Origin of the sequence: Polycyclovorans algicola TG408 (assembly GCF_000711245.1) — a bacterium.
Lineage (GTDB): Bacteria > Pseudomonadota > Gammaproteobacteria > Nevskiales > Nevskiaceae > Polycyclovorans > Polycyclovorans algicola.
Window position 1 is genome coordinate 2,343,318 of the sequence record NZ_JOMH01000001.1, and the last position, 22,694, is coordinate 2,366,011.

The 22,694-nt window shown below is 64.1% G+C and carries 17 protein-coding genes and 1 pseudogene; 6 read left to right on the forward strand and 12 right to left on the reverse strand.

What is annotated here, in order from left to right; all coding sequences use genetic code 11:
• Positions 1-18: 18 nt before the first annotated feature.
• Together U741_RS0111240 and U741_RS0111245 are read right to left on the reverse strand one after the other, a co-directional pair.
• Entirely contained in the window at positions 19-1,755 is a 1,737-nt protein-coding gene (locus U741_RS0111240) for an FAD-dependent oxidoreductase (RefSeq protein WP_052378720.1), read from the reverse strand.
• Positions 1,756-1,929: 174 nt separating this feature from the next.
• Positions 1,930-3,129: an acyl-CoA dehydrogenase family protein gene (locus U741_RS0111245; protein WP_052378721.1), complete on the reverse strand. Its 1,200-nt coding sequence runs from the start codon at positions 3,127-3,129 to the stop codon at positions 1,930-1,932.
• A gap of 318 nt (positions 3,130-3,447) precedes the next feature.
• Between U741_RS0111245 and U741_RS0111250 the strand changes: the two genes are divergently transcribed.
• Positions 3,448-4,548 (forward strand): aromatic ring-hydroxylating dioxygenase subunit alpha, encoded by a 1,101-nt coding sequence (locus U741_RS0111250; protein WP_052378722.1) that lies wholly within the window; start codon positions 3,448-3,450, stop codon positions 4,546-4,548.
• 175 nt (positions 4,549-4,723) lie between these two features.
• Positions 4,724-5,446: an LbetaH domain-containing protein gene (locus U741_RS0111255; RefSeq protein ID WP_052378723.1), complete on the forward strand. Its 723-nt coding sequence runs from the start codon at positions 4,724-4,726 to the stop codon at positions 5,444-5,446.
• 14 nt (positions 5,447-5,460) lie between these two features.
• Here the strand turns inward: U741_RS0111255 and U741_RS0111260 are convergent, their stop codons facing one another.
• Positions 5,461-5,934, reverse strand: a complete 474-nt coding sequence (locus tag U741_RS0111260; RefSeq protein ID WP_029890572.1) for a nuclear transport factor 2 family protein — start codon at positions 5,932-5,934, stop codon at positions 5,461-5,463.
• Positions 5,931-6,332: a nuclear transport factor 2 family protein gene (locus tag U741_RS0111265; protein ID WP_029890573.1), complete on the reverse strand. Its 402-nt coding sequence runs from the start codon at positions 6,330-6,332 to the stop codon at positions 5,931-5,933. The genes U741_RS0111260 and U741_RS0111265 overlap by 4 nt, the downstream gene beginning before the upstream one ends.
• 279 nt (positions 6,333-6,611) lie before the next feature.
• On the opposite strand from U741_RS0111265, the gene U741_RS0111270 reads away from it, so the two are divergent.
• From U741_RS0111270 to U741_RS0111290, 3 genes are all read left to right on the forward strand, one after another.
• Entirely contained in the window at positions 6,612-7,823 is a 1,212-nt protein-coding gene (locus U741_RS0111270; RefSeq protein ID WP_052378724.1) for a helix-turn-helix transcriptional regulator, read from the forward strand.
• A gap of 947 nt (positions 7,824-8,770) precedes the next feature.
• Positions 8,771-10,297 carry a sodium:solute symporter family transporter gene (locus tag U741_RS0111285; RefSeq protein WP_052378725.1) on the forward strand — a complete coding sequence of 509 codons (1,527 nt, stop codon included), beginning with the start codon at positions 8,771-8,773 and terminating at the stop codon, positions 10,295-10,297.
• A 73-nt stretch (positions 10,298-10,370) separates the two neighbouring features.
• Positions 10,371-11,222, forward strand: coding sequence for a glycosyltransferase family 2 protein (locus tag U741_RS0111290; RefSeq protein WP_235200322.1), 852 nt, complete (start codon positions 10,371-10,373; stop codon positions 11,220-11,222).
• Here U741_RS0111290 and U741_RS0111295 read toward each other — a convergent pair.
• Entirely contained in the window at positions 11,219-12,253 is a 1,035-nt protein-coding gene (locus tag U741_RS0111295) for a glycosyltransferase family 9 protein (protein WP_043110565.1), read from the reverse strand. The two genes, U741_RS0111290 and U741_RS0111295, sit on opposite strands and share 4 nt — an antisense overlap.
• A 49-nt stretch (positions 12,254-12,302) precedes the next feature.
• On the opposite strand from U741_RS0111295, the gene hldE reads away from it, so the two are divergent.
• Positions 12,303-13,865: a bifunctional D-glycero-beta-D-manno-heptose-7-phosphate kinase/D-glycero-beta-D-manno-heptose 1-phosphate adenylyltransferase HldE gene (hldE, locus tag U741_RS19725; RefSeq protein WP_235200324.1), complete on the forward strand. Its 1,563-nt coding sequence runs from the start codon at positions 12,303-12,305 to the stop codon at positions 13,863-13,865.
• Here the strand turns inward: hldE and U741_RS0111305 are convergent.
• From U741_RS0111305 to U741_RS0111335, 7 genes and pseudogenes are all read right to left on the reverse strand, one after another.
• Positions 13,797-15,482: pseudogene (locus U741_RS0111305) on the reverse strand (SLC13 family permease); the annotation flags it as partial. The gene hldE and the pseudogene U741_RS0111305 sit on opposite strands and share 69 nt — an antisense overlap.
• A gap of 130 nt (positions 15,483-15,612) precedes the next feature.
• The gene (locus U741_RS0111310; RefSeq protein ID WP_029890581.1) at positions 15,613-16,005 is read right to left on the reverse strand and encodes an MAPEG family protein; all 393 of its coding nucleotides are present in this window, start codon (positions 16,003-16,005) and stop codon (positions 15,613-15,615) included.
• A gap of 45 nt (positions 16,006-16,050) precedes the next feature.
• Complete coding sequence (locus tag U741_RS0111315) at positions 16,051-17,037, reverse strand: diguanylate cyclase domain-containing protein (protein WP_029890582.1); 987 nt, start codon at positions 17,035-17,037, stop codon at positions 16,051-16,053.
• Positions 17,034-17,615, reverse strand: a complete 582-nt coding sequence (locus tag U741_RS0111320; protein WP_029890583.1) for a chemotaxis protein CheB — start codon at positions 17,613-17,615, stop codon at positions 17,034-17,036. The genes U741_RS0111315 and U741_RS0111320 overlap by 4 nt, the downstream gene beginning before the upstream one ends.
• Complete coding sequence (locus U741_RS0111325; protein ID WP_029890584.1) at positions 17,612-18,445, reverse strand: CheR family methyltransferase; 834 nt, start codon at positions 18,443-18,445, stop codon at positions 17,612-17,614. Before U741_RS0111325 ends, U741_RS0111320 begins: the two co-directional genes overlap by 4 nt.
• Positions 18,442-22,047, reverse strand: a complete 3,606-nt coding sequence (locus tag U741_RS0111330) for a response regulator (protein WP_043110269.1) — start codon at positions 22,045-22,047, stop codon at positions 18,442-18,444. The genes U741_RS0111325 and U741_RS0111330 overlap by 4 nt, the downstream gene beginning before the upstream one ends.
• A gap of 167 nt (positions 22,048-22,214) precedes the next feature.
• Positions 22,215-22,694, reverse strand: a complete 480-nt coding sequence (locus U741_RS0111335; RefSeq protein ID WP_029890586.1) for a glutathione peroxidase — start codon at positions 22,692-22,694, stop codon at positions 22,215-22,217.

The window sequence follows — 22,694 nt, forward strand, 5'->3', positions numbered from 1 at the left end:
CGACCTACAGTTGTGTTCTTAGGCGGCCTCTGCGATGGGCTGCTTCTTTGCTTGTGCAGCAATGTCGCGCGCGGCAATAAAGCCGAAGGTCATGGCTGGCCCAAGGGTTGCACCGGGGCCTGCGTAGGTGCGGCCCATGACCGCAGCCGAGCAGTTGCCGATGGCGTACAGACCTTCGATCTCGCTACCGTCTTCACGCAGGACGCGGGCGTGCTCGTTGGTCAGCAGGCCGCCCTTGGTGCCGATCTCGCCGGGCGTGACGGCCAGCGCGTAGAACGGCGCCTTGACGATGGGTGCCAGACAGGGGTTCGGCGTGATGCGCGGGTCGGCGTAGTAACGCTGAAACACGTCATCGCCTTTGCCGAATTCCGGGTCTTTGCCGTCGACGGCGTAGCGGTTCATGTTGGCAATGGTCTGTGCCAGCGCCTTGGCATCCACGCCGATTTGGCTTGCAAGACCGTCCACAGTGTCGGCTTTGAACAGGGCTTTGCCCCACCAGGCCTTCGGCAGTTTCTTGTCCGGCTGGATGCCGGCCGGCAGCATTGGTCCGGCCGGGTAGCTTTGGCGAAAACGCCCGTCAAAGATGAACCAGCACGGCACGGCTTGGCCGGTTCGGGCCTGGTTCTCATTGATGGCGTGCACCACCTCGGTATAGGGCGCGGCCTCGTTGACGAAGCGTTTGCCGAGGCCATTGACCATGACGCAGCCGGGCAGGGACCGTTCAACAAACATGGCGGCGGCCACCGATGCGCCCGGCAATTCCACCGTGGGCGTGCCCCACACCATGTTCATGAAGCCGACCCCGGCGCCGAGCGCTTGGCCGGCACGAATGCCGTCACCATTGTTGATGCCCGGTGCCGCGCTCCAGGTTTTTTTGGTGGGTTGCGGCAGATATTGCTCGCGCATCTGCTGGTTGGCTTCGAAGCCGCCGCTGGCGATGATCACGCCGTGATGGGCGCGCAGCTTCACCAGCTTGCCGCCACGGCGCACGTTGACGCCGACCACGCGGCCGCCTTCTTCCACCAGCCCATCGAGTGAGGTTTCTAGCATCAGCGGCATCTGCTTGCGCAGCATCGCGCCACGCAATGACGCCACCAGCGCCTGACCCAGCACCTGACGCCGGTCGCGCCAGGTTTTGCGGCGCCAGCCCAGGTCGCTCCAGTAGCGCCACATCAGTTTCATCGTGAGCCATATCCAGCCCTTGGCGCGCGAGAACAGTACGTGCGCCTGCACCTGGTCCATGCTGATGCGGCCCAGCACCAGGGTGCTTTTGTACGGCTCGCGCTGGGTGTTGAAGGTGTCGCCCAACTGCGCGGCGTCGAACGGCACCGGCTCCATGGTGCGCGCGCCGGGCTTGCCGCCGTCCTCATTGGGGAAGTAGTCCGGGTACTTCGCGACCGGGCGGAACTCGACGCCGAAGGCGTTTTTCAGGTGCCGCACCATCTTCGGGGCTTGCGAGACATAGGCCTCAAGGCGCGGCAATGGCACGTCACCGCCGGTGAGGTGCTTCAGGTAAGCGAGCGCTTCTTCGGGGCTGTCTGAAATACCAGTGGCCGGCATGCCGTCGTTGCAGGGAATCCAGATGCCGCCGCCCGACACGGCGCTGGTGCCGCCGTAGACCGCCGCCTGCTCGATCACCACGGACGAGAGGCCTTCATCTTTGGCGCACAGCGCTGCGGTCATGCCGCCGGCGCCGGAGCCCACGACGATGACGTCGTAGGTCTCGTCCCAGTGAGGGGTGTTGTGGGTAATCATATGGATGGGCACCTGTGCGACACGTTCTTTCAGCGGGAGCGGGACGGAGTAAAGGGCTGCATCGGCAGCGACCGACTCACCAAGACGAGCGTCCCCGCGCCTGCGGCGCGCCCTCTCCCGGTCCTTTGGACCACCCTCTCCCGCAGGCGGGAGAGGGGATGATCAGCCGCTTCGTCAAATGAAGTAGTCGGTATTTTCACGCCCCAACATCACCGCACCGTAGTTGCGGCCGAACTGGTCAGGGTTGTTGGCGTAATGGCCGCGTGCGGCAAAAATGTCGGTCATGTACCGATGCAGCGGGAAGTCGGTGAAGATGCCGCGTCCGCCGCAGGCCGAGAACAGCTTGTAGATGTGCTGCGCGCTGCGCTCCACCACCTGTGAGGCTTGGTAGCGAAAGTGCAGGCGCTGCTGAACGTCGTCCAGCGGCTGCTGCTTGCGGATCTTGCCCATCAGCACTTCGAAGTTGCGGCGCAGCACCAGCTTCATTTCATCGATGGCCACAGCCGCTTCGGCCGCGGCAATCTGTGCCGGGCCCTGCTCGGAAGTCTTGTTGCCCATGTCGCCGACGCGCACGCTGGCGAAGTCGCGGAAGGTATCCAGCCCGCCTTGCAGGCCACCGATGGCCGCTGACGACACGGCACGCACGAAGATCTGGCCGAACGGCAGCTTGTACAGATCGGCGGTGAACGTATGCCGCCCCGGGTTGGTGCCCATGAAGCCGTCGCTGGCCTTGTGGGTGCGGTACTCGGGGACGAACGCGTCCTTCACCACGATGTCGTTGCTGCCGGTGCCCTTCAGACCCATGGTGTGCCAGGTGTCGACCACTTCGAAGTCGCTTTTCGGCAGCAGGAAGGTGCGGTATTCGGGGGGCTGACCTTCGGTGAAAATCAGCCCGCCCAGCAGCACCCAGCCGCAGTGTGCGATGCCGCTAGAGAAGCCCCATCGGCCACTGAATTTGAAGCCGCCCTCGACCGGTGTGACCTGGCCTTTGGGCATGTAGGTCGAGGCGACCAGCACCGAGCCATCGTTGTCGCCCCATACGTCTTCAGCCGCCTTGGGGTCGAACAGCGCCATCTGCCAGTTGTGCACGCCCACCACGCCGTACACCCAAGCGGTGGACATGCAGCCCTCCGCGAGGGTCATGCACACGTCGTAGAACACTTCCGGGTCCATCTCGTATCCGCCGTAGGCCTTGGGCTGAAGGATGCGGAAAAAGCCCGCGGCCTTCATCTCAGCAATGGTTTGCGCTGGAATCTGGCGACTGGCCTCGGCCTCGGCCACACGGGCTTTCAGCTTGGGCACCATGTCCTTGGCGCGCTGCACCAGCATGTCGGGAGTGACCAGATCAACGGTCTTGGCGCGTTGGGTTTGCATGTTCAGATTCTCCTGAAGCGGTTTGGTCCGGCAGGCGTGTAAGCAAGCGGATCGGTTTTTGACGTGACCGTTGTCACCGATCTGCCGTCCGCTGACCTCACCCAAAAAGATTATTCCGCGTTAAGGGGGTCTGCCACGCGGGGGCGGTTGGGGCAGCCCCAGCCAACCGAACCATCAAAGAGCGCGTTGCCGGCCTCGCAAACCAATCCGATTTCGCTGGTGTCCGAAATGGCCCAGTGATTCACCCAAACTGACGATGTCCAACCCGGGCGTGGTTCCGATACTGCCGTCCACATTGATCTGCGATGCGGAGCATTCATGGCGACATCAAAGGAATACGGGCTGGGCACGTTCGACTTTCCACGCGGCTGGTTCATGGTGGCGGTGTCGAGCAAGGTGGGGAACACGCCCTTGGCCGTGCGCTTCTTCGGCCAGGACTTCGCCCTGTATCGCGGCAAGAGCGGGCGCGTGGTGCTGCTGGACGCCTATTGCCCGCACATGGGCACGCATCTGGCGCGCAACACCACGTCCTACGTGGCGCAAGACGGTGCGGTGGAAGACGACTGCATTCGCTGCCCTTATCACGCCTGGCGCTTCGGACCGGACGGCAAGTGCAACGAGATTCCCTACGGCTCCGGCCCGATTCCGCCGGCGGCCAAGGTGAAATCCTGGACCGTGCAAGAACATCTGGGTGCGGTGTTCGTCTGGCACGATCCCGAAGGCGGCGAGCCCGATTACGAGCTGGCCAACATTCCCGAATTCGATGATCCGAGTTGGGCGATAGGCGAGTACGACGACCTGGGTATCGTTAACTGCCACACGCAAGAGATCATGGACAACATCACCGACGTTGCGCACTTTGGTCCGGTGCACGGCTCGCTGACAAAATACTTCGAGAACGAGTTTAAGGATCATGTCGTCACCCAGCGCATGGGCGGCGGGCATCGCACCCTGGTGACCGAAGGCGGCGCCATGCTGGAAACCGAAGCGGTTTATACCGGCCCCAGCCTGCTGATCACCAAGATGCTGGGCATGCACGAGTCGTACATCATCATTGCCCACACGCCAGTGGATGACGGCAGCGCCTATGTCTGGCACAACCTGATGGTGAAATCGCCGACCGGAGCCGCCGTGGCCACCGACGCCGACCGCGAGGGCGCGCGCCAGTATCAGGCGATGGCGTTGGCCGCCTTTGCCCAGGACTTCGAAGTCTGGAAGCACAAGAAACCCTGTCTCAAAGGTTTGTTTGTGCAGGGCGATGGTCCGTTCAACAAGCAGCGCGAGTGGTATCGGCAGTTTTACAACCCGCGCGCGCAACGCGCCGAACTGCTGAAAAACGTCAATGGCGTTTACGTGGCCAAGGGCATGCGCGGCAAGCAGGCGGTGGTGGGCACGCCGTCGGCCACGGCCGACGCTTGATCACGTAGGCGCAGCGCCTACGGAAGCGCGTTCAATCGCTTACGGCAATCAACCACAGCACCCGGCATTTGTGAGATTTATCCCGTCCTAAACTCCGGCCATGCCGCAGGACGCGAAGGTTTTGGATGTCAGGGACAGCTCGACCAGGATCGCGGCGGCCCCGGCTGTACCCCCGATGCGGGCGGCGAACCCTGGCAACCTGCGCGTCGTCGACGACCGCGACAACGACATTCACCCCACAGTCGTCATCGAAGGTGATGTGCGCCTAGGCCGGGGCAACCGCATCGGCCCTTACAGCGTCTTGATCGGACCGCTGGAGATCGGCAACTACAACATCATCGCGCCGCACGTCACCATCGGCGGGCCGGGGCAGGACACCCGGCAGCGTCATCACGACTGCTCTGGCGCGCGCATCCGTATCGGCAGCGGCAACATCATTCGGGAATACAGCTCCATCAGTAAGCCCGTGCACCGGCTGATCACCAGCGTCGGTGATCGCTGCTTTCTGATGCAGGGCGTGCACATTGCCCACGATCTTGAGGTGCAGGACGACGTGACGGTTGCCGGCGTCACCGCCATTGCCGGGTTGGTTCGCCTGCTGCGCGGTGCACACATCGCGCCGGCCTGTGCGATTCATCAGCACAGCGTCATCGGGCACTACAGCATGGCGTCGCTCAACGCGACGGTGCAGAAAAACATCCCGCCATTTTCGCGTTACATCCCGAGGGTCCCGCTGTCGGTGAACCACTACGCCATCGAGAAGTTCGGCTACGAAAAGCACGCCGATGAGATTGCCGACTACGTGCTGCGCCGCGTGCCACCACACTCCTCAGCCATCGTCGAGATCGTGAGCGAGTTCGAGGCCTTGAGCCTGGCGTCAGGCCGCAAATCCTGCTGACGACCCGGCAGATATCAGACGCCGGGTTGTGGCGTCGCCAGCGCCGCGCGCATGGCGTCGGGCACATTGAATGCATAGCACTTGCGTTCGACGCGGCGGGTCACGCGCCAACCCTCGGGCGTGCGCCGATATTCGTCGTCGTACCAGAGACCCAGGAACATCGTGTGGCCTTCGGTGCCCGCCAAGGTTTCGGGCAACACCATGGGGTTGAAGCAACTCACGCGGCCGGTGGCGACGTCGCCGTTCACGTCAAAGCGCAGGTTGCCGACCAAGTGCATGAACTGCGGAAAGTGAGCCAACGCCTGTACCAGCCAGGTCTTGATTTCGGGATAACGGCCGTCGATGCCGCCCATGGCGCGGTAGTCGATGTAGGCATCGGCCGTGAAGATCTGGTCGAGTCGGTCGAAGTCGCGATGGTCGATGGCGTCCGCGTAGTCGATCACCAGCCGCTGCAATGCCCATTGATCGGCCAACGCCTCCAGCGTCATGACTTTGTCGCGCCTGGACCCGAAAGCACGACCATGTCGCTCCGGCTCCAGTACGCCTTCATCGAGGAGAACTGGCCGGCGTCGTTGAAGGTCATCACGTCGATTACACGAATCACGGCCTCGCCTTCCGGCATGTTCAGCTGCACCTCGAATACCATCGCCGCCGCGTTGCCGTGGGAGCCTCGAATGGGGGCGGCGAGCTTGAGCCTGGCGCCGGTGGACACGGCCATTTTGTAGAACGCGGCAATGGCGTCTTTGCCTGTCTTGACCGGACTGCCAACCGGGTCCTCGACGGTGGCGTCATCGGCATACAGCCCGGCGATGGCGGCGTGGTCGGCCCGGTTGAAATGGTCGATGTAGGCCTGCATGGCCTTTTTCATGTGCGCGTCGTCGATCATGGAGGCTCCGAAAATGGGGAATCGCGAAAGGCGATGCGCGATCATCCGGCGAGGTCTGCGACGCAGAATCGTCCGTCCGGGTGAAGGCCGAGGTGGAGGCCTTGGGCACACTCGTGAAAAGCCGTTCGATAGGGCCGTTTTTACGTCGGCAAGGCGGAATCTCTGGCCTATACTCGGTCGCATCAATGCTGTCTCGTGCAAGCCGCGAAGACAGCTCTCAAGGGCCATTAATCAGAGCCCACACGACCGACTCCAGCGGTCTCTGAGGAGAAGCGTTACATGGTGCCTTCGTCGCGAGGTCTCGCCAGTCAGCCTGTTCCGCACAGCGTGATGGATGTCGCGCCGGGCGGCATCGACTCGGGGCTGCCGATTGATTTTGCGGCGCTTAATGAGGTGGTTGGCGCGCTCTATGACGGTGCCTTGGAATCACCGCCATGGCAAAGCGCGATGCAACTGCTGCGCGGCCATCTGAATGCAGCGCACGTCACACTGATGCTGCGGCCGCCGTCGTCGGACAACACCGGCATCATGATCAACACGGGGCCGGTGACCACGCAGGGGCTGGAGTCTTACGAGAACCACTTCTTCTCGCTCGACCCGTTCGTGCGTCTTGGTGAGGGACAGGTGGTCACGGCCGAAGAGCTGATCGGCAAGCAGTGGCTCGACAGCCCGATCTACCTCGAATACCTGCGGCCGCTGGGCATTCGCCATTTGCTGGGTGCCGACATCTACACCCGTGACGGTGTCGAGTGTCGCTTTCGCGTCACGCGAGCCGAGAACGAGGCCGGCTTTAGCGATGCCGACAAAGCACTCGTCGGTTTCGTGCTGCCGCACCTGAAGCGGTCCATCCAGTTGCACACCCGGCTGGATTTTCTGGAAGGCGAGCGGCAACTGTTTGCCGGTACGGTCAATCGCATGTTGCTCGGCATGGTCAGCTTCGCCGAAGACGGCGAGATTCTCGAAACCAACCAGGAGGCACGCCGCATTCTCGCTGAGCGTGATGGCCTGTGGCTGACCGATAACAAGCTCTGCGTCAGCAACGCGCAGGAAAGCCGCGAGATGCTGCGCTTGATCAAGCTGGCCCTGACCGATGCGCGCGGCAACGACGGCGCCTCGGTGGTCCAGGCCATCTCGGTGACCCGGCCGTCGGGTCGCGCGCCCCTGGGCATCCTGATTCGAGCCGTGCCGATGGGGCAATGGACCGAGAGCAAGCGACGTTCGGCAGCGGTCATGTTCCTGCGTGATGCCGAATCCAACGTGCCCCAGCCGTCACAGGAACTGGTGCGCAGGCTGTTCGGCCTGACCCGCAAAGAGGCGGCGCTCGCGCTGTTGCTGGCCGAGGGTTTCACGCTTGACGAGGCGGCCGACAAGATGGACGTGCGACGGAATACTGCGCGCACGCATCTTCGCTCGATCTTCTGCAAGACCGGTGTGACGCGGCAGACCATGCTGGTGCGGTTGTTGTTGAACAGCGTGGTGACGCTGGGGTGATTTCTGTTTTGTAGTGGCAGGCTCGGTTCAGTCCGACACGCCGATGCTCGGTCGCGCGTCATATTTGGTGCCCTGCTGATTCTGATGGCCAGCATTGGTGGGTTTCATGACCGTCACGGCTCGTTTTGATGGGCCTGCTGGCGGGCTGGGTTTCATGACCCTCACCGCCCGCTTTGATGGCTCAGTGGCCGGGACTGCCCCCGGCGGGGCACTCACTTTTCTACTGCTAGAAAAGTAAGCAAAAGAGCCACCCCATGTTTCGGCTTTGGGCTTGCAGCCCAAAGGCCCCTGCGCTTCTCGCGCCAGGCGGGCTTGCGCAAACTCGCTTCGCTCAGACAAGCGCAAGCCTTGATCGCCTGTCGCTGCGATGCTCGGCCGAAACAAAGGGGGAGAACGTCAAAAGCAAAAGCAGCGCACCCTCACGCTTCGGCTTTTGCTGTTCAACCCCCGTCTGGCCGGGCCGAGCATCGCAGCAGGGGCGGGAACAGACTCGCGGTTGTTTGAGCGAAGCGAGTTGAAGCGAGGCCCCGCACCTGCGAGAAGCGCAGGGCACCCCGCGACAGCGGGGCCCGGCAGTGGGGCACCTTCTTTTGGTTCCTTTTCTTGGTGCTTCAAGAAAAGGAACTGCCCCGCCGGGGGCAATCCCGGCCAGCAGGACCATCAGAACCGGCGGTGAGTTTGATGAAACCCACAATGCAGGCCCGTCACAACCCGCGATCAGCGTGATGTGAGCAACGGCGCATGCAAGTCGAATAGAACGACGCCTCGCCCCAGGGCGTGGCAATGAGCCCGCCCGCCGCGGTGTCCAGCGACGCCCAGAAGCGGACGCTTGAAGCGGTGCCATGATCGAATCGGGAGATGGCGAAGGACTCGAATGACTGGGGGCCGGGTTTGATCGCCGTGGCGTGACTGGGTAGGGTCATCGGCCAATTCAATCGGGACGCGCAATGCTACAAGGCGCCGACTACGCGGTCATGGCGGTTTATGTGCTGGTGGTGGCCGTGATCGGCTGGCGGGTCACGCGGCGCTCACCCACTGCCGACGATCTGTTTCTTGCCGGTCGGTCACTGGGCTGGGGCGTGGTGGGGTTGTCGCTGTTCGCGTCCAACATTTCGTCGACCACGCTGATCGGGCTGCCGGGTGCGGCGTGGGAAACCGGCATTTCGGTCGCCAACTACGAATGGATGGCGGCGCTGGTGCTGGTGTTCAGCGCGTTCTTCATCATGCCGCGGTTGTTGCGTGCTGGCGTGACCACCGTGCCGGAGTGGCTGGAGCAGCGCTTCGACGGCCGTCTGCGGCGCTATCTGTCGGCGGTGAGTATTCTGCTGTCGATCGTGCTCGACACCGCCGGCAGCCTGTACGCTGGCGCAGTGGTGCTGATGACCTTCATGCCCGGGCTGACACTGGGCTGGACCTGCGCCGCCATGGCCATTTTCGCAGGCCTGTATACGGTTGCCGGCGGCCTGCGCGCGGTGGTCTACACCGATGTGCTGCAAACGGTCGTGTTGCTGACCGGCTCGGCCATCCTCTGCGGCATTGTGCTCGCCCAATTTGATTTTTCATGGACGGTGATTCGCGAGACGGTGGGCGCCGACCGCCTGTCCCTCGTCCGGCCGCTGGATGACCCGGCCATGCCGTGGTTGGGCCTGCTGATCGGCGTACCGGTGCTGGGCTTTTACTACTGGACAATGAACCAGTATGTAGCGCAGCGCATCCTCGGCGCGCGCAATGTCGAGCAGGCAACCAAGGGCGCGCTGCTGGCGGCGGGGCTGAAGCTTTTGCCGCTGGGCCTGATGGTGTTGCCGGGCGCGCTTGCGGTCAGTTTGTTCACCGATCTGGAGCGTGGCGACCAGGTGTTCCCGACCCTGATTCGCGAGTTGGCGCCGGTGGGACTGGCCGGTTTGATTCTGTCGGGGCTGATGGCGGCGATCATGTCCAGTGTCGATTCGGCGCTCAACTCGGCGTCGACCCTGATCACCGTCGACTTCGTTCGTCCGCGCCGCCCTGGCATGTCGGCCGAGGCGCAAGCGCGGCTGGGGCGATGGATCACGCTTGGATTGATGGTGTTCGCGGCCCTCTGGGCGCCGCTGATCGACCGGTTCCCTGGCTTGTTCAACTACCTGCAGCAGGGCTTCGCCTACGTGACGCCGCCGCTGGTCGCGGTGTTTCTGCTGGGTCGATTCTGGCCAGGCTTGGGCAGTGCGGCGGCCCTACGCGCAGTGGTCATCGGTCACGGCCTCAGCGCCGCCTTGTTTGTCGCGGCGCAACTGGACTGGCATGGCATTCACTTCACCATCATCGCCGGCGCGCTGTGCCTGTTCACGGCGGGGGTGGCGGTGGTGTTGCAACGTCTCAGAAGCGCGGCAGATCTGGCGTTGGCGGACGACATCACGCCGCCGCAGTCGGCGACGCTCAAGGTTTTGGCATGGGGGCTGGTCGCATTGGTGGGCGTGTTGCTCGTCACGTTCTGGTGAGCGGGCGAGGGCGCGTCCGTGCCAGTTCGACACCTCAACGCTTAGCATGGCTTATGCCCTTCAGGAGTCTCAGGTGTCGTCTGATCCACCGCCGCTGATGCCGCGCGCCCCGCGTCGCCACACCTTGTCGGTGTGCATGATCTGCAAGAACGAGGCTGACCGCATCGAGCCGGCGCTGGCGTCGGTGCAGGACTGGGCCGACGAGATCATCGTCTTCGACGCCGGCTCCACCGACGGCACGCTCGAGATCGTGCGTCGTTACACCGACCGGGTCTGGCAAACCGACTGGCCCGGCTACGGCCCGCAGCGGCAGCGTTCGCTTGAGGCAGCGCGCGGCGACTACGTCTTCACGCTGGATGCCGACGAGCGCGTCACCCCGGCATTGCGCGACCAGATCACCGCCGAGCTGGCCAGTGCGTCGGTCCCCTGTGCGGTGTACCGCATGCCCTGGGGGCCGATCATTTTCGGCAAACGGCTGCGCCGCGGGGGTCGCTATGCCAGTCCCCAGGCACGCTTGTTTCGCCGAGAAGGCGCCGAATTTCCGCAGGTGCAGGTCCATGAAACGCTGCGCTTTCCGCCGGGGCCGGTCGGTCATTTCAGCGGCCGGCTCGATCACGACAGCTATCGCAACTATCGCCACATGGTCGACAAGCACAGCCACTACGCATGGCTGTTGGCGCAAGAGAAATATGCGCGCGGCAAACGCACCACGGTGGTCACGCCAGTGCTGCGCTTTGTCTGGGAATTCTTTGTGCAGTACTTGGTGCGCGGTCTGGTGCTCGACGGCGGCCGCGGCTTTCTGCTGGCTGTGGTGCTCAGCCAGTACGCGTATCACAAGTACGCCGCGCTCTGGACCCTGCAGGTCAGCGGCGCCGCGCCAGACGCGCGTTTCGCGCCCGAGCTGCGGAAGCCTTCGCGGCCCTAGCGGAGGATCTGCAGCAGAGCCGCCTCGATGCGGGTTGGGCCCAAGGCCTGCAAGCAGGTGAACGCGCCGCCGCAGGTCGGACTGCGTTTGCACGGGCTGCAGTCCAGCCCCAGCCATTCCACCGCCAGCGGCGCGCGCGCACCGTTGCGGTAAGGCAGGGTCGAGCCAAAAATCGCCACGGTCGGACGGTCGAAGGCGATGCCCATGTGGGTCAGCCCGGTGTCGACACCGATCACCGCGCGGCAGTCGGCGATGAGCCGGGTGGCCTCGACCAGCGAGGTGTCGCCGACCCGATTGTCGAGCCGCACCGACGCGGGCAGGGCGCCGATGATGCGCTGCGCGGCATCGCGATCTGCCGGGCCGCCGAGCATCATCAGCTCGAAGCCGCGTGCTGACAGACGCGTGATCAGATGAACCCAGTGCGCTTCAGGCCAGTGCTTTTGCGGTCGGGTGGTGAACGGCGCCAGGACGAGCGTATTGGCGGCCATGGGCGGTGTGATGACACCGGCAGGCCGATCCAGGCGCGGGGCCTCGCCGTCAGTGCCGGTGAGTTCGCGCAGGCCGACGCGATGGCTGGCGGCGATGCGCGCGTCGTTGTCGCCAGGCGCGGCCAGCAAGGTGTGCATCAACCACTGTCCCGGCTCCTTGGAGCGCGGTCCAACCCGCCAGCGACCGCCCGCCATCCAGGCCAGCAGGCGCGCCTTGAACAACCCCTGACCATCGATGACCCAGTCGTAATCGCGCGCTTGCAACACGCGGCGAAACGCGCGCATGTCGCGCCACAATGTGATCCAGCGACCCTGTCGCAAGCTGCGCAGCCACGCGTGGCGATCCCAGTCCAGCACCTGGTCAAGGGCGGTCTGGGTGCCGAGCAGCTCGGCGTATCCGGTCTGCGTCAGCCAGTCGATCTGCGCCTTCGGAAACTGGCGCCGCAGGCCGTTCAACAGCGTCGTCGCAAAGACCAGGTCGCCAAGGGCGGACAGCCGGATCATCAGAATTCGGCGCGGCGGCGTGAGGGGAGCGGAGGCCACGGAATAATCGTGATGAAATAGAACCATTCGACCGCTGCAGTATACGAAGATGCCTCTCCCCGAGTTTTCCCGTGCCCGCGTACTGGTCTGCGGCGACGTGATGCTGGACCGCTATTGGCAAGGCCTGGCCCAGCGCATTTCGCCTGAAGCGCCGGTGCCAATCGTGCAGGTTCGCAGCCAGACCGAACGCCCGGGTGGCGCGGCCAACGTGGCGGTGGATGTGGCCGCACTGGGCGGCCATTGCACAGTGATCGGCGTCGTCGGCAACGATACTGCGGCCAGCGTGCTGAGCCAGCGGCTACAAATGGGCGGGGTCGATGCGCTGTTGATCCAGAGCCAGACCACCAAAACCACGGAGAAGCTGCGGGTGATCTCGCAGAACCAGCAGTTGCTGCGTATCGACTTTGACGGCGAGGCCGTCGCCGATGAGGTCAGCGCTGCGGCGCTTTCCAGCCGCTTCGCGGCGGTGCTGCCGGCGGCCAACATCGTGGTCCTGTCGGACTATGGCAAAGGTGCGCTGTCGGGTGTCGCGGGTCTGATTGCGGCAGCAAGGGCGGCGCACAAGCCCGTGCTGATCGACCCCAAGAGCGTCGACTGGCGCCGTTATCGGGGCGCGACAATGCTCACCCCCAACTGGCGCGAGTTCACCGCCATGGTCGGCGACTGCGCCGATGACCTGGCGCTACAGACACGGGGGGAAGCGCTGCGGGCCGACCTGCAACTCGATGCCCTGCTGGTCACCCGCGGCGCTCAAGGGATGACGTTGATCCGCACCGCGCGACCCCTGCTGCATTTACCGGCGATGGCCCGCGAGGTGTTCGACGTGACCGGCGCGGGCGACACCGTGATTGCCACGCTGGCGGCCGCGCTGGCGGCGGGCACTGACCTGGAGGAGGCCTGCCGGCTGTCCAACCTCGCCGCCGGCATTGCGGTCGGCAAGCTCGGCGCCGCCATCGTCACTGCTTCTGAGTTGCGGACGGCACTCGCGGTGCCCGAGGCATCGGTGATGGCGCCCGAAGCCCTGACGCTGACCGAGACACTGTTGCACGCCAGAGATCGTGGCGAACGCATCGTCATGACCAACGGCTGCTTCGACCTGCTGCACCGCGGGCATCTGCAGTATCTGCAAGCGGCGCGGGCGCTGGGTGACCGGCTGGTGGTGGCGGTCAACGACGACGCCAGCGTGCGGCGGCTCAAGGGCGCGACGCGGCCGGTCAACCGACTCGACGACCGCATGGCGGCGCTGGCCGCGCTTCGCTTCGTCGACCATGTGCTGGCATTTTCGGAAGACACGCCCGCCGCGTTGATCGAGCAGCTCGCGCCCGATGTGCTGGTCAAGGGTGGCGACTACGCGCCGGATCAAATTGCCGGCGCGAGCGCTGTCAAGGCGCGGGGCGGCGAGGTGGTGGTCTTGCCGTATCTGGCGGGTTATTCCACCACCGCGATTTTGAATCGGTACTCGGAAGATTGTTCAGATCAGAACACCGAAAACGACGGCAGTGATGACTGTCAGCACGGTACCGATCCCGACAAAGTCGCCAAAGCGATAGCCGCCCGGACCCATCACCATCAGGTTGGTTTGGTAACCGATGGGGGTGATGTAACAGGCTGACGCGCCAAAGATCACGGCCAGCGCAGCCGACATGGGCTCGATGCCGGTTTGTGTGGCCATGCTCATGGCCGTGGGGAACACCAGCGCGGCTGCAGCGTTGTTGGTCATCAGGCTGCTGAGCAGCGCGGTGGCGGTGAACAGGGCGATGAGCACCGCGATGCGGCCATCACCGGCGATCGTGAGCAGGCTGTCGGCGAGCAATGACGCAATGCCGGTCTTGTCGAGCGCGGCACTGAGACCAAAGGCGGCGGCGATGACAACGATCACCCCCATGTCGACACTGGAACGTGCGGCGTGCAGGCGCAGGCAGCCCGTCGCGATCAGTGCGGCAGCGGCTGCCAGCGCGGCGTGCAGCATGGGCAACAGGCCAAAGCCGGCCACCGCAATCATCGCGCCCATGATCCCGAGCGCCAGCGGGGCCTTGTCGTGCCGGGGCAGGGCAGCGTTATCGATGGCGCGTACCAGATAGAAGTCGCGCGAATGTTGTTGAGCGGTCAGGAAGCCGTCGCCGGCCTCGATCAGCAGCGTGTCACCCGGCCGCAGACGAATGGCGCCGAGTTTGCCGGGTACGCGCTCGCCAAGGCGCGACACGGCCAGCACCACAGCGTTGTAGCGCGTGCGAAAGCCACCCTCTTTGAGGGTGATGCCGTTCAGCGGTGACACCTCTGAAATGACCGCCTCCACCAGTTGTCGCTGCGATCGGTGCCCCGAAAGCTTGAACACCTGGTTGGTGGCCGGAATCAGGCCGCGAATCTTCTGCAGGTCAACCACCGAATCCACCGAGCCGACGAACATCAACCGATCCTCTGCGGCCAGTTTCTGCGTCGGGCCGACGCCGGACAGCAGCTCTTCGCCGCGGGCAATTTCGATGAGATAGCAGCCGGGCAGATGGCGCAGCCCGGCCTGCTCGATGGTTTTGCCGGGCAGTGGACCGGTGGCATCGACCAGCATCTCGACCACGTACTCGCGCAGGTTTTCGACCTGCTCGGTGAGCGGCTTACGGTCAGGTAAAAAGTAACGTGTGGCGATCACGATGGTCAGCATGCCGACAAGGGCGACCGGCACGCCGATGGCCGCAAAGCCGAACAGGCTGAAGCCGCTGCCGGTGGCCTCGATCAACATGCCGTTGACCACCAGGTTGGTGCTGGTGCCGATCAAGGTGCAGGTGCCGCCGAGAATCGCGGCATAGCTCAACGGAATGAACAACTTCGAGGCCGGCAGACTGTGACGCCGCGACCATTCCGACACCGCCGGCACCAGCATTGCCACCACCGGCGTGTTGTTGAGGAAGGCGCTGAACAGGGTGACGGGCAGCATCAGTCTTAGCTGGGCCTGCCAGATGCCGCCGGGCTTGCCCAGAATGTTCTGCACGATCCATTGCACGCCGCCGGTTTCCTTGATGGCGGCGGCGACGATGTACAGCACTGCCACCGTCAAAACCCCCTCGTTGGCAAAGCCGCTGAAGGCCTCGCGCGGGGTCAGCACGCCGGTCAGCATCAAAACCCCCACGGCCCCGATGAACAGCGCATCCGGTGCGATCCGGCTGCGAAACAGCGCCACCAGCAATACGATCATCACCAGCGTGGTGATGGGAGCAGCAAAGGCGACGAGGCTCATCGAAGGGGTTCGCTGACAGGGATGCCAGAGGTTAATCGAAACGGCGGTAGGAACACGTCAAAGTGCAGGCGTGAATGCGCAATCAATATGGATAACGTGAAAAGTTATGAGCGCCGGCAAGCCGGACGAATCAGATCATCGCCCGAAGCACGGGCATGCCCAGTAGCGTCAGCGCCGCGATGCCGATCACCGAAAAAGTCAGGGCCATCCCCGTGATGCGGAAGCGGAAGTCCTCCCTCGGCTGACTGACGCCATAGGCGTGCGAGAGCCGGCCGATGAGCAGGCCCAGTCCCAACAGGTGCACCAGCACCGGCAGGGCGTAGAGCGATTCGATCATGTAGATCAGGATCAGCGTGATCGGAACGTACTCACTGAAATTGGCATGGACACGAATCGTGCGTTGCAGGCCGATGTCACCCGCATCACCGAGGGCGACACTGGCGCGGCGCCGCTCGCGGATCGTCAGGGCGCTGAGTCTGATGAACAGCAGGCCCAACAGGGCGGCATAAACCGACGTGATCATGAGGGTGTATCCAGTGAACGCGGAGTTTGGGTTAGGGCCAAAGAATCAAGTGGGCGATGCGGCCATCAGGGCGTGCGCCTTGCCGCCGTGCTTGGCCTCGTACATGGTGGCATCGGCTGCGTGCAGCAGGGTTTCGGCGTCGAGGCCATGGCGCGGATAGACCGCGATGCCAATGCTGGCGCCCAGTATCAGGGGGGGCTCGCCGGCGGGCACCGCGAGCCCGTAATCCTCGCTCAGGCGCGCGCACAGCTTGCGGCCCAGTGTCAGCAGCTCGTCGGGCTGGCCGACATCGTTGGCGATGATGGCGAACTCGTCGCCGCCAAGCCGTGCCACGGTGTCGGAATCGCGCATCTGAGCGCTCAGCCGACGGGCAATCTCCTTCAGGACCCGGTCCCCGGCGTCGTGGCCGAGACGGTCATTCACGGGCTTGAAACCGTCGATGTCGACGTACAGCACCGCGAACGAGGATTGGTGACGGGCCGCCATCGATAATGCCTGATCCAGCCGGTCGCGGAACAGACTGCGGTTGGGCAGTCCGGTGAGCCCGTCGTGATGCGCCTGGTGCTGCAGGGCCTGCTGGGCGGCCTGCAACTCGACATTGCGCTCGGCGAGGCTGTCCAGCGCGACCTGCAGTTCGAGGCGACGCTGGTACAGCTCCATGAACACCCGCACTTTCGACAGCAATATGGCCGGCTCCACCGGCTTGGTGATGAAGTCGACCGCACCGGCGCCGTAGCCCTTCAGGCGGCTGACGTCATCGCCATACGCCGCGGTGAGAAAGATGATCGGCATGTCGCGTGTGCTGGCTTCCTCCTGCAACAGGGTCGCAACCTCGAAGCCATCCATGCCCGGCATGTTGATGTCGAGCAGCACGAGTGCAAACTCTTCATCGATGCACGCGCGCAGCGCCAATTCGCCGTTATTGGCCTCGACAATGTCGGCCTCTATGGTGCGCAGCAGCCGGCGCATCGCCACCAGGTTGGCGGTCGTGTCGTCGACCACCAGAATTTTGGGCTTGGGTACGGATGTCACGGTTCTGACCTCTGGTCGATGAGCCGGGAAACGAAGGGACCGATCCGGACGAGTGGCAGCACCTGGTCGGCACCGGCCTGCGCCAGTGCGGCGCGGGGCATGACATCGACCTCGGCTTCGTCCGGATCCTGAATGACGCCGATCCCACCTCCGTGTCGAACCCTGGCCAGCCCCTGGGCGCCATCATGATTGGCGCCGGTCATCACCACACCGACCAGGCGGGTACCGTACGCGATTGCGGCTGACTCGAACAGTACGTCGATGGACGGCCGGGCAAAGCTGACCCGCGGGTCGATTGACAAGGACAGTTCGCCCGAGCGTTCCACCAGCAGGTGATAGCCGCTTGGGGCCATCTGAATCACCCCTGGTGCGGCAATTTCGCGCTCGCGCGCCTCGCGGACCGGCCAGGCACTGACTGCCGACAGCAGGTCGCAGAGACCGCGCAGATCGTCCGAGGCCGTGTGGCAGGCGACCAGCACCGGCACCGCGCGGGTCGGACACAGGGTCGGCAAGATCTGTTTGAGCGCCTGCAGGCCGCCGGCCGAACAACCGATCACGACGGCATCAATCGAGGTCATGACGACGCAAGGCGATAGATGCGTGCATCCGCGTCGACGGCGACCAGATCGCGTGCGGCCGGGGCCGTGTGAATACTTTCGCGATTGCCCAGACACAGGTAGCCGCCACGCACCAGGCTGTCACGAAATCGCTGCAGCACCTGGTGCTGTAACTCGCGATTGAAGTAGATCAGCACGTTGCGGCACAGCACCAGTTGCGCTTCGCAGAAGACGCCGTCGGTGACCAGGTTGTGGTGCGCAAAATGAATGTTGGCCTTAAGTCGCGCGTCGAGGCGGATGTGGTCGTAGGCCGCGTGGTAATAGTCGCCAAGGCTGGCTTGACCGCCGGCACGCTGGTAGTTCTGCGACCACATGCGGGCATCGCGCGCCGGGAAGATGCCGTCCTGTGCCTTGGCCAGCGCCGCCTCATTGAAGTCGGTGGCGAAGATCTGGCAGCGGTCGTAAAGCCCGGCTTCGTGCAGCAGAATGGCCAGCGAATAAACCTCCTCGCCCGTCGCGCAGCCCGCCTGCCAGATGGTGATGTGCGGCCAAGAGGCGAGCATCGGCAGGACCATCTCGCGCAGCGCGCTGAACACCGACGGGTTGCGGAACATCTCGGTGACGGGCACTGACAGACTGCTGATCAGGTGATCAACCTGGGTGGCGCCGGCCTCCACAGCGGCGCTGAGCGCGTCAATGTCGGCATGGCCGTCCCGTTCGGCCATCTGCTGCACCCGGCGTTGCAGCGAGGCGCGCGCGTAGCCGCTTAGGTCCAGGCCATGCCGACGCTTGGCCGCATCGATGAAACGCTCGAGGGCAGCGGCCTGCAACGCGCCCGTGTCGTCGCTCATGCCTTGGCCAACCAGACCCGCATCATCGAGAACAATTTGTCCAGATCGACCGGTTTGGCGAGGTAGTCGTTGGCGCCGGCCTCGAGACACTTTTCGCGGTCGCCGCGCATCGCCTTGGCGGTGAGCGCCAGCATCGGCAGATGCGTCCATGCGGGGTTCTTGCGCACCTCGCGCATCGTGTCGTAGCCGTCCATGCCCGGCATCATGATGTCCATCAGCACCAGATCGATGCCACTCACCGACTCCAGTTGCTTGAGTGCCTTGTGACCATCCTGGGCCATGACCACATTCAGCCCCTTGGCGCGCAAAGCCTTGGACATGGCAAACATGTTGCGCACGTCATCGTCCACCACCAGCACGGTTTTGCCGGCAAGGGTGGCGTCAACCTTGGAGGGCGGTACCGCGTCGCGCGGCGGTCGCAGGCTGTGCAGAAACAGGCTGACTTCGTCGAGCAAGCGTTCGGGCGAACGTGCACCCTTGATGACGATGCTGTCGGTATGGGCCCGCAGCCGCAGGGTTTCTTCGCGGCTCAGGTCGCGGCCGGAATAGACCACCACCGGCGGCGGTTCGGGCAGCTCGGCAGTCTGCTCAAGGAAGCTGAAACCGTCCATGCCCGGCAGTCCCAGGTCGAGCACGATGCAGTCGATGGCGTCGCCGTCCGCGCGCAATCGCGCCAAAGCCGTTTCAGCATCTTCAGCGTCAAGCACCTCGACCTGCTGACTGGCCAGCAGCTTGCGCACCGCCAAGCGGGCGCCGCTGTCGTCATCGACGACCAACACCCGCCGCAGCCGACCGGGTTCGAAGTGCTGCAGGCGCGCCAGTGCGCCGCTCAAGCCCTCACGGTCGACCGGTTTGGTGAGAAAGCCCACCGCCCCCGCCTCCAGCGCGCGGCTGCGCTCTTCGGTGGCGGAGATGAAATGCACCGGGATGGCGCGGGTGTCGGTCTGGGCCTTCAACTGCTCAATGACCGCCCAGCCGCCCATGCCCGGCAGCATCACGTCGAGCAGAATACCGGCGGGTTTGAAGCGCCGAGCCAGGGCAAGGCCGGACTCACCGTCGGTGGCCACCAGCCCGCGATGACCGCGTTTGCGCACCGTGTCGAGCAGGATTCGGGCAAATGAAACGTCGTCTTCCACCACCAGAATCACTGTTTCGCCCGCAGTGATTTTCAGCCGGTCATCGTCAACCGTTGCCACGGGCAGGGCGGGCAGCACCGCAGGCGCCGTTGCAGGAGCAGCGGCTACGCGGCGGGGTGCGGCGATGAATTCGGCGACCGGCGCATCGATACGCTCGGCCTTGAGTGGCAGCGTGACGGTGAAGCAACTGCCCTGACCGGGGGTGCTTTCGAGGGTGATATCACCGCCCAGCAGTTGCGCCATGCTGCGGGCAATCGACAGCCCGAGGCCGGTACCGCCGTACTGGCGGCGGGTACTGCCGTCGACCTGCTCGAAGGCCTGAAAGACCCGGTGGAATTTATCGGCAGGGATGCCAATGCCGGTGTCGCTGACCTCAAAGCGAACGCGGTCACCCGGCGCGGCGGCGGCGCGCAAGGTCACCTGTCCTTGGGCGGTGAACTTGAAGGCGTTGCTCAGCAGGTTGTTGAGAATCTGTTCCAACTTACCGGCATCGGTTTCCAGGGCCTCGGGCAGCGCCGGGTCGTGCTCAACCACCAGCGCCACGCCCTTGTCTCTGGAAATGCTGCGGAAAGTGCGGCTGAGATTGCTGGTGATCTCGGCGATGGGCATGCGCTCAAGGCTGAGGTCCATCTTGCCCGCCTCGATCTTCGACAGGTCGAGGATGTCATTGATGAGTCGCAACAGACTGGTGCCGGCCGAATGGATCACCTCGGCTGACTCGACTTCGTCCGCCGACAGGTGGTTGTCGTCGTTGTCGGCCAGCCCGCGCGCGAGGATCAGCAAGCTGTTGAGCGGCGTGCGCAGCTCATGGCTCATGTTGGCCAAAAATTCCGACTTGTACTGGCTGGCACGCGCCAGCGCGTCAGCCTTCTCCTGGGCGGCGCGTTCGGCGGCTTCGACCTGCTTTTTCTGCTCGCCGAGGGCTTCGCTCTGCTCGCGCAGTTCTTCATTGGTGGCCTGCAATTCCTCGGCCTGCACGCGCAGCTCTTCTTCGGAGGCCTTGAGCTGCGCCGACTGGGTTTCCAGGGTCTGGTTTTGGGCGCGCAGTTCGTCCTGTTGGGCGCGCAACTCCTCCTCGGATGCCGTGAGGGCGGCCGACTGGCGCCGGGTTTCGGTGAGCAGGTCGGTGGTTTTCAGTGCGCGGTTGAGGTTGTCGAACGACAGCGCCACCACCGGTAGCAGCTCGTCGAGCAATTGCATCTGCGCCGCCGTGAATGGCGTGAAGGAGGCGAATTCCAACACCCCGACGAGCCGGTTGGCGAGCACCAGTGGCAGCAGGATCACGGCGTTTGGCGGCGCGTTGCCAGTACCTGATTCGATGGCCGCGTAGTGGTCCGGAACCGGGGACAGCTGGATGACGGTGCGTGTCTTTGCGCACTCGCCGACCAGGCCTTCGCCGAGCGCCAGACGGGGTTCGGACCGGCCGTGGCGCAGCCCGTAAGCGGCCAGCCGTTCAAGATGCTGCCCTTCATCATCCGCAGCGTAGAACACCGCCACGCCCGCTTCGACCAGCGGTGCGATACGGCCCATGACCGCGTCACCGAATGCACCACGTTCATTGATTTGTTGCAGCTGCGTCGATAACTCGCCAACGTGACTTTTGACCCAGGTGGTCTGGTGGTTGGTGATCACCAGCTTCTTGAAGGCATTGAGGGCGCGGGCCATTGCGCCGACTTCATCTTCCCGCGTCAGGCCGGGAATATTGATGCGCCGTTCCCCCTCTGCCAGCCGGGTCATCAGGCCGGTCAGATGGGTGACGGGCGCAGTGATTTGCCGCGAGGCAAACCACAGGCCCAGGCCGGTGAGCACGATCACCGTCAGTAGGGCCCCCAGCAGGGTGTATTGAAGCTCGCGGGTGGATTCGCGCAGGGCCTCGAGGCGTTCGGCCATCAGGCGTCGTTCAAGGCCAACCAGTGCGCCGGTCAACTCGGACAGTTGTTGTAGATCGGGCGTTGCTTGCGCCAGTTGTGCCTCGCCTGCGGCGACGACATCGGCTTGCAGACCATTGCCACCGCGCGCTCTGAGTGTCTGCAGCCGATCGATGTGCGGCGTGATCGACTGTCCGACATAGCGGTTGAGGGTGTCGGCGATCTGCTCGACCCGGGTGACCTGCAGCGGGTTGTCGACCACCATCGTGCGCAGCTCGTCGATGGATTGGCGGGCGCGCACCTGGGCGTCTTCAAGACCGGCAAGGTCGGCCTCATTGCTGCGCAGGGTGTAGCCGCGGACCGCAACCTGCAGGTCACGCACGGCAATCACGAACTTCTGCTGGGCATCAATGACCGCGTAAGTGTGCAGCGTCCATCGCCGCGCTTCGGTTTGCTCCTTGGCACCACTGAACACCGCCGCCAGCACCAGCAACAGTACGGTCAGGAGCAGCCCGAAGACCAGCAGCAGCTTGGTCTGTATTCGCAGGTTTGCGAGCCAGCTGACGGGTTCGCCAGCATTGGCATCCTGAACGCGCATGGAGAACCTTTACCTTGATGTTGTGGGCGGCATTATGGAGACAGCGGCAGTCGTCCAGGGCGGACGGACGGGTTCCACCGATCCGGTGGGCGTCAACGGCAGACCAGCGGCCAAAAAAAACCGGCGGAGGGCCGCCGGTTTTGGGTGCAGTGCCGCCAATTAAGCGTTCAGAGCAGTGCTTCGATATCGGCAGCGATCTTCTCGGGCTTGTCGGCCGAGCCGTAACGCTTGACGACGTGGCCACTGCGGTCGACGAGGAACTTGGTGAAATTCCACTTGATGCCCTCGGTACCCAGCACGCCGGGCTTCTCGCCCTTCAAGTGCTTGTAGAGCGGATGGGCGTCTTCGCCGTTGACCTTGACCTTGGCGAACATGGGGAAGCTGACGTTGAAGCGCGTCTCGCAGAACGTGGCAATTTCGGCTTCGCTGCCCGGCTCCTGCGCGCCAAACTGGTTGCAGGGGAAGCCCATCACCACCAGGCCGCGATCCTTGAGTTGCTTGTAGACCGATTCCAGCCCCTCGTACTGCGGCGTGAAGCCGCATTTGCTGGCCACGTTGACCACCAGCAACACCTTGCCGGCATAGTCATTCATCGACTGCGATTTGCCGTCGATGGTCTGCACGTCAATTTTGAAAAGGTCACTCAT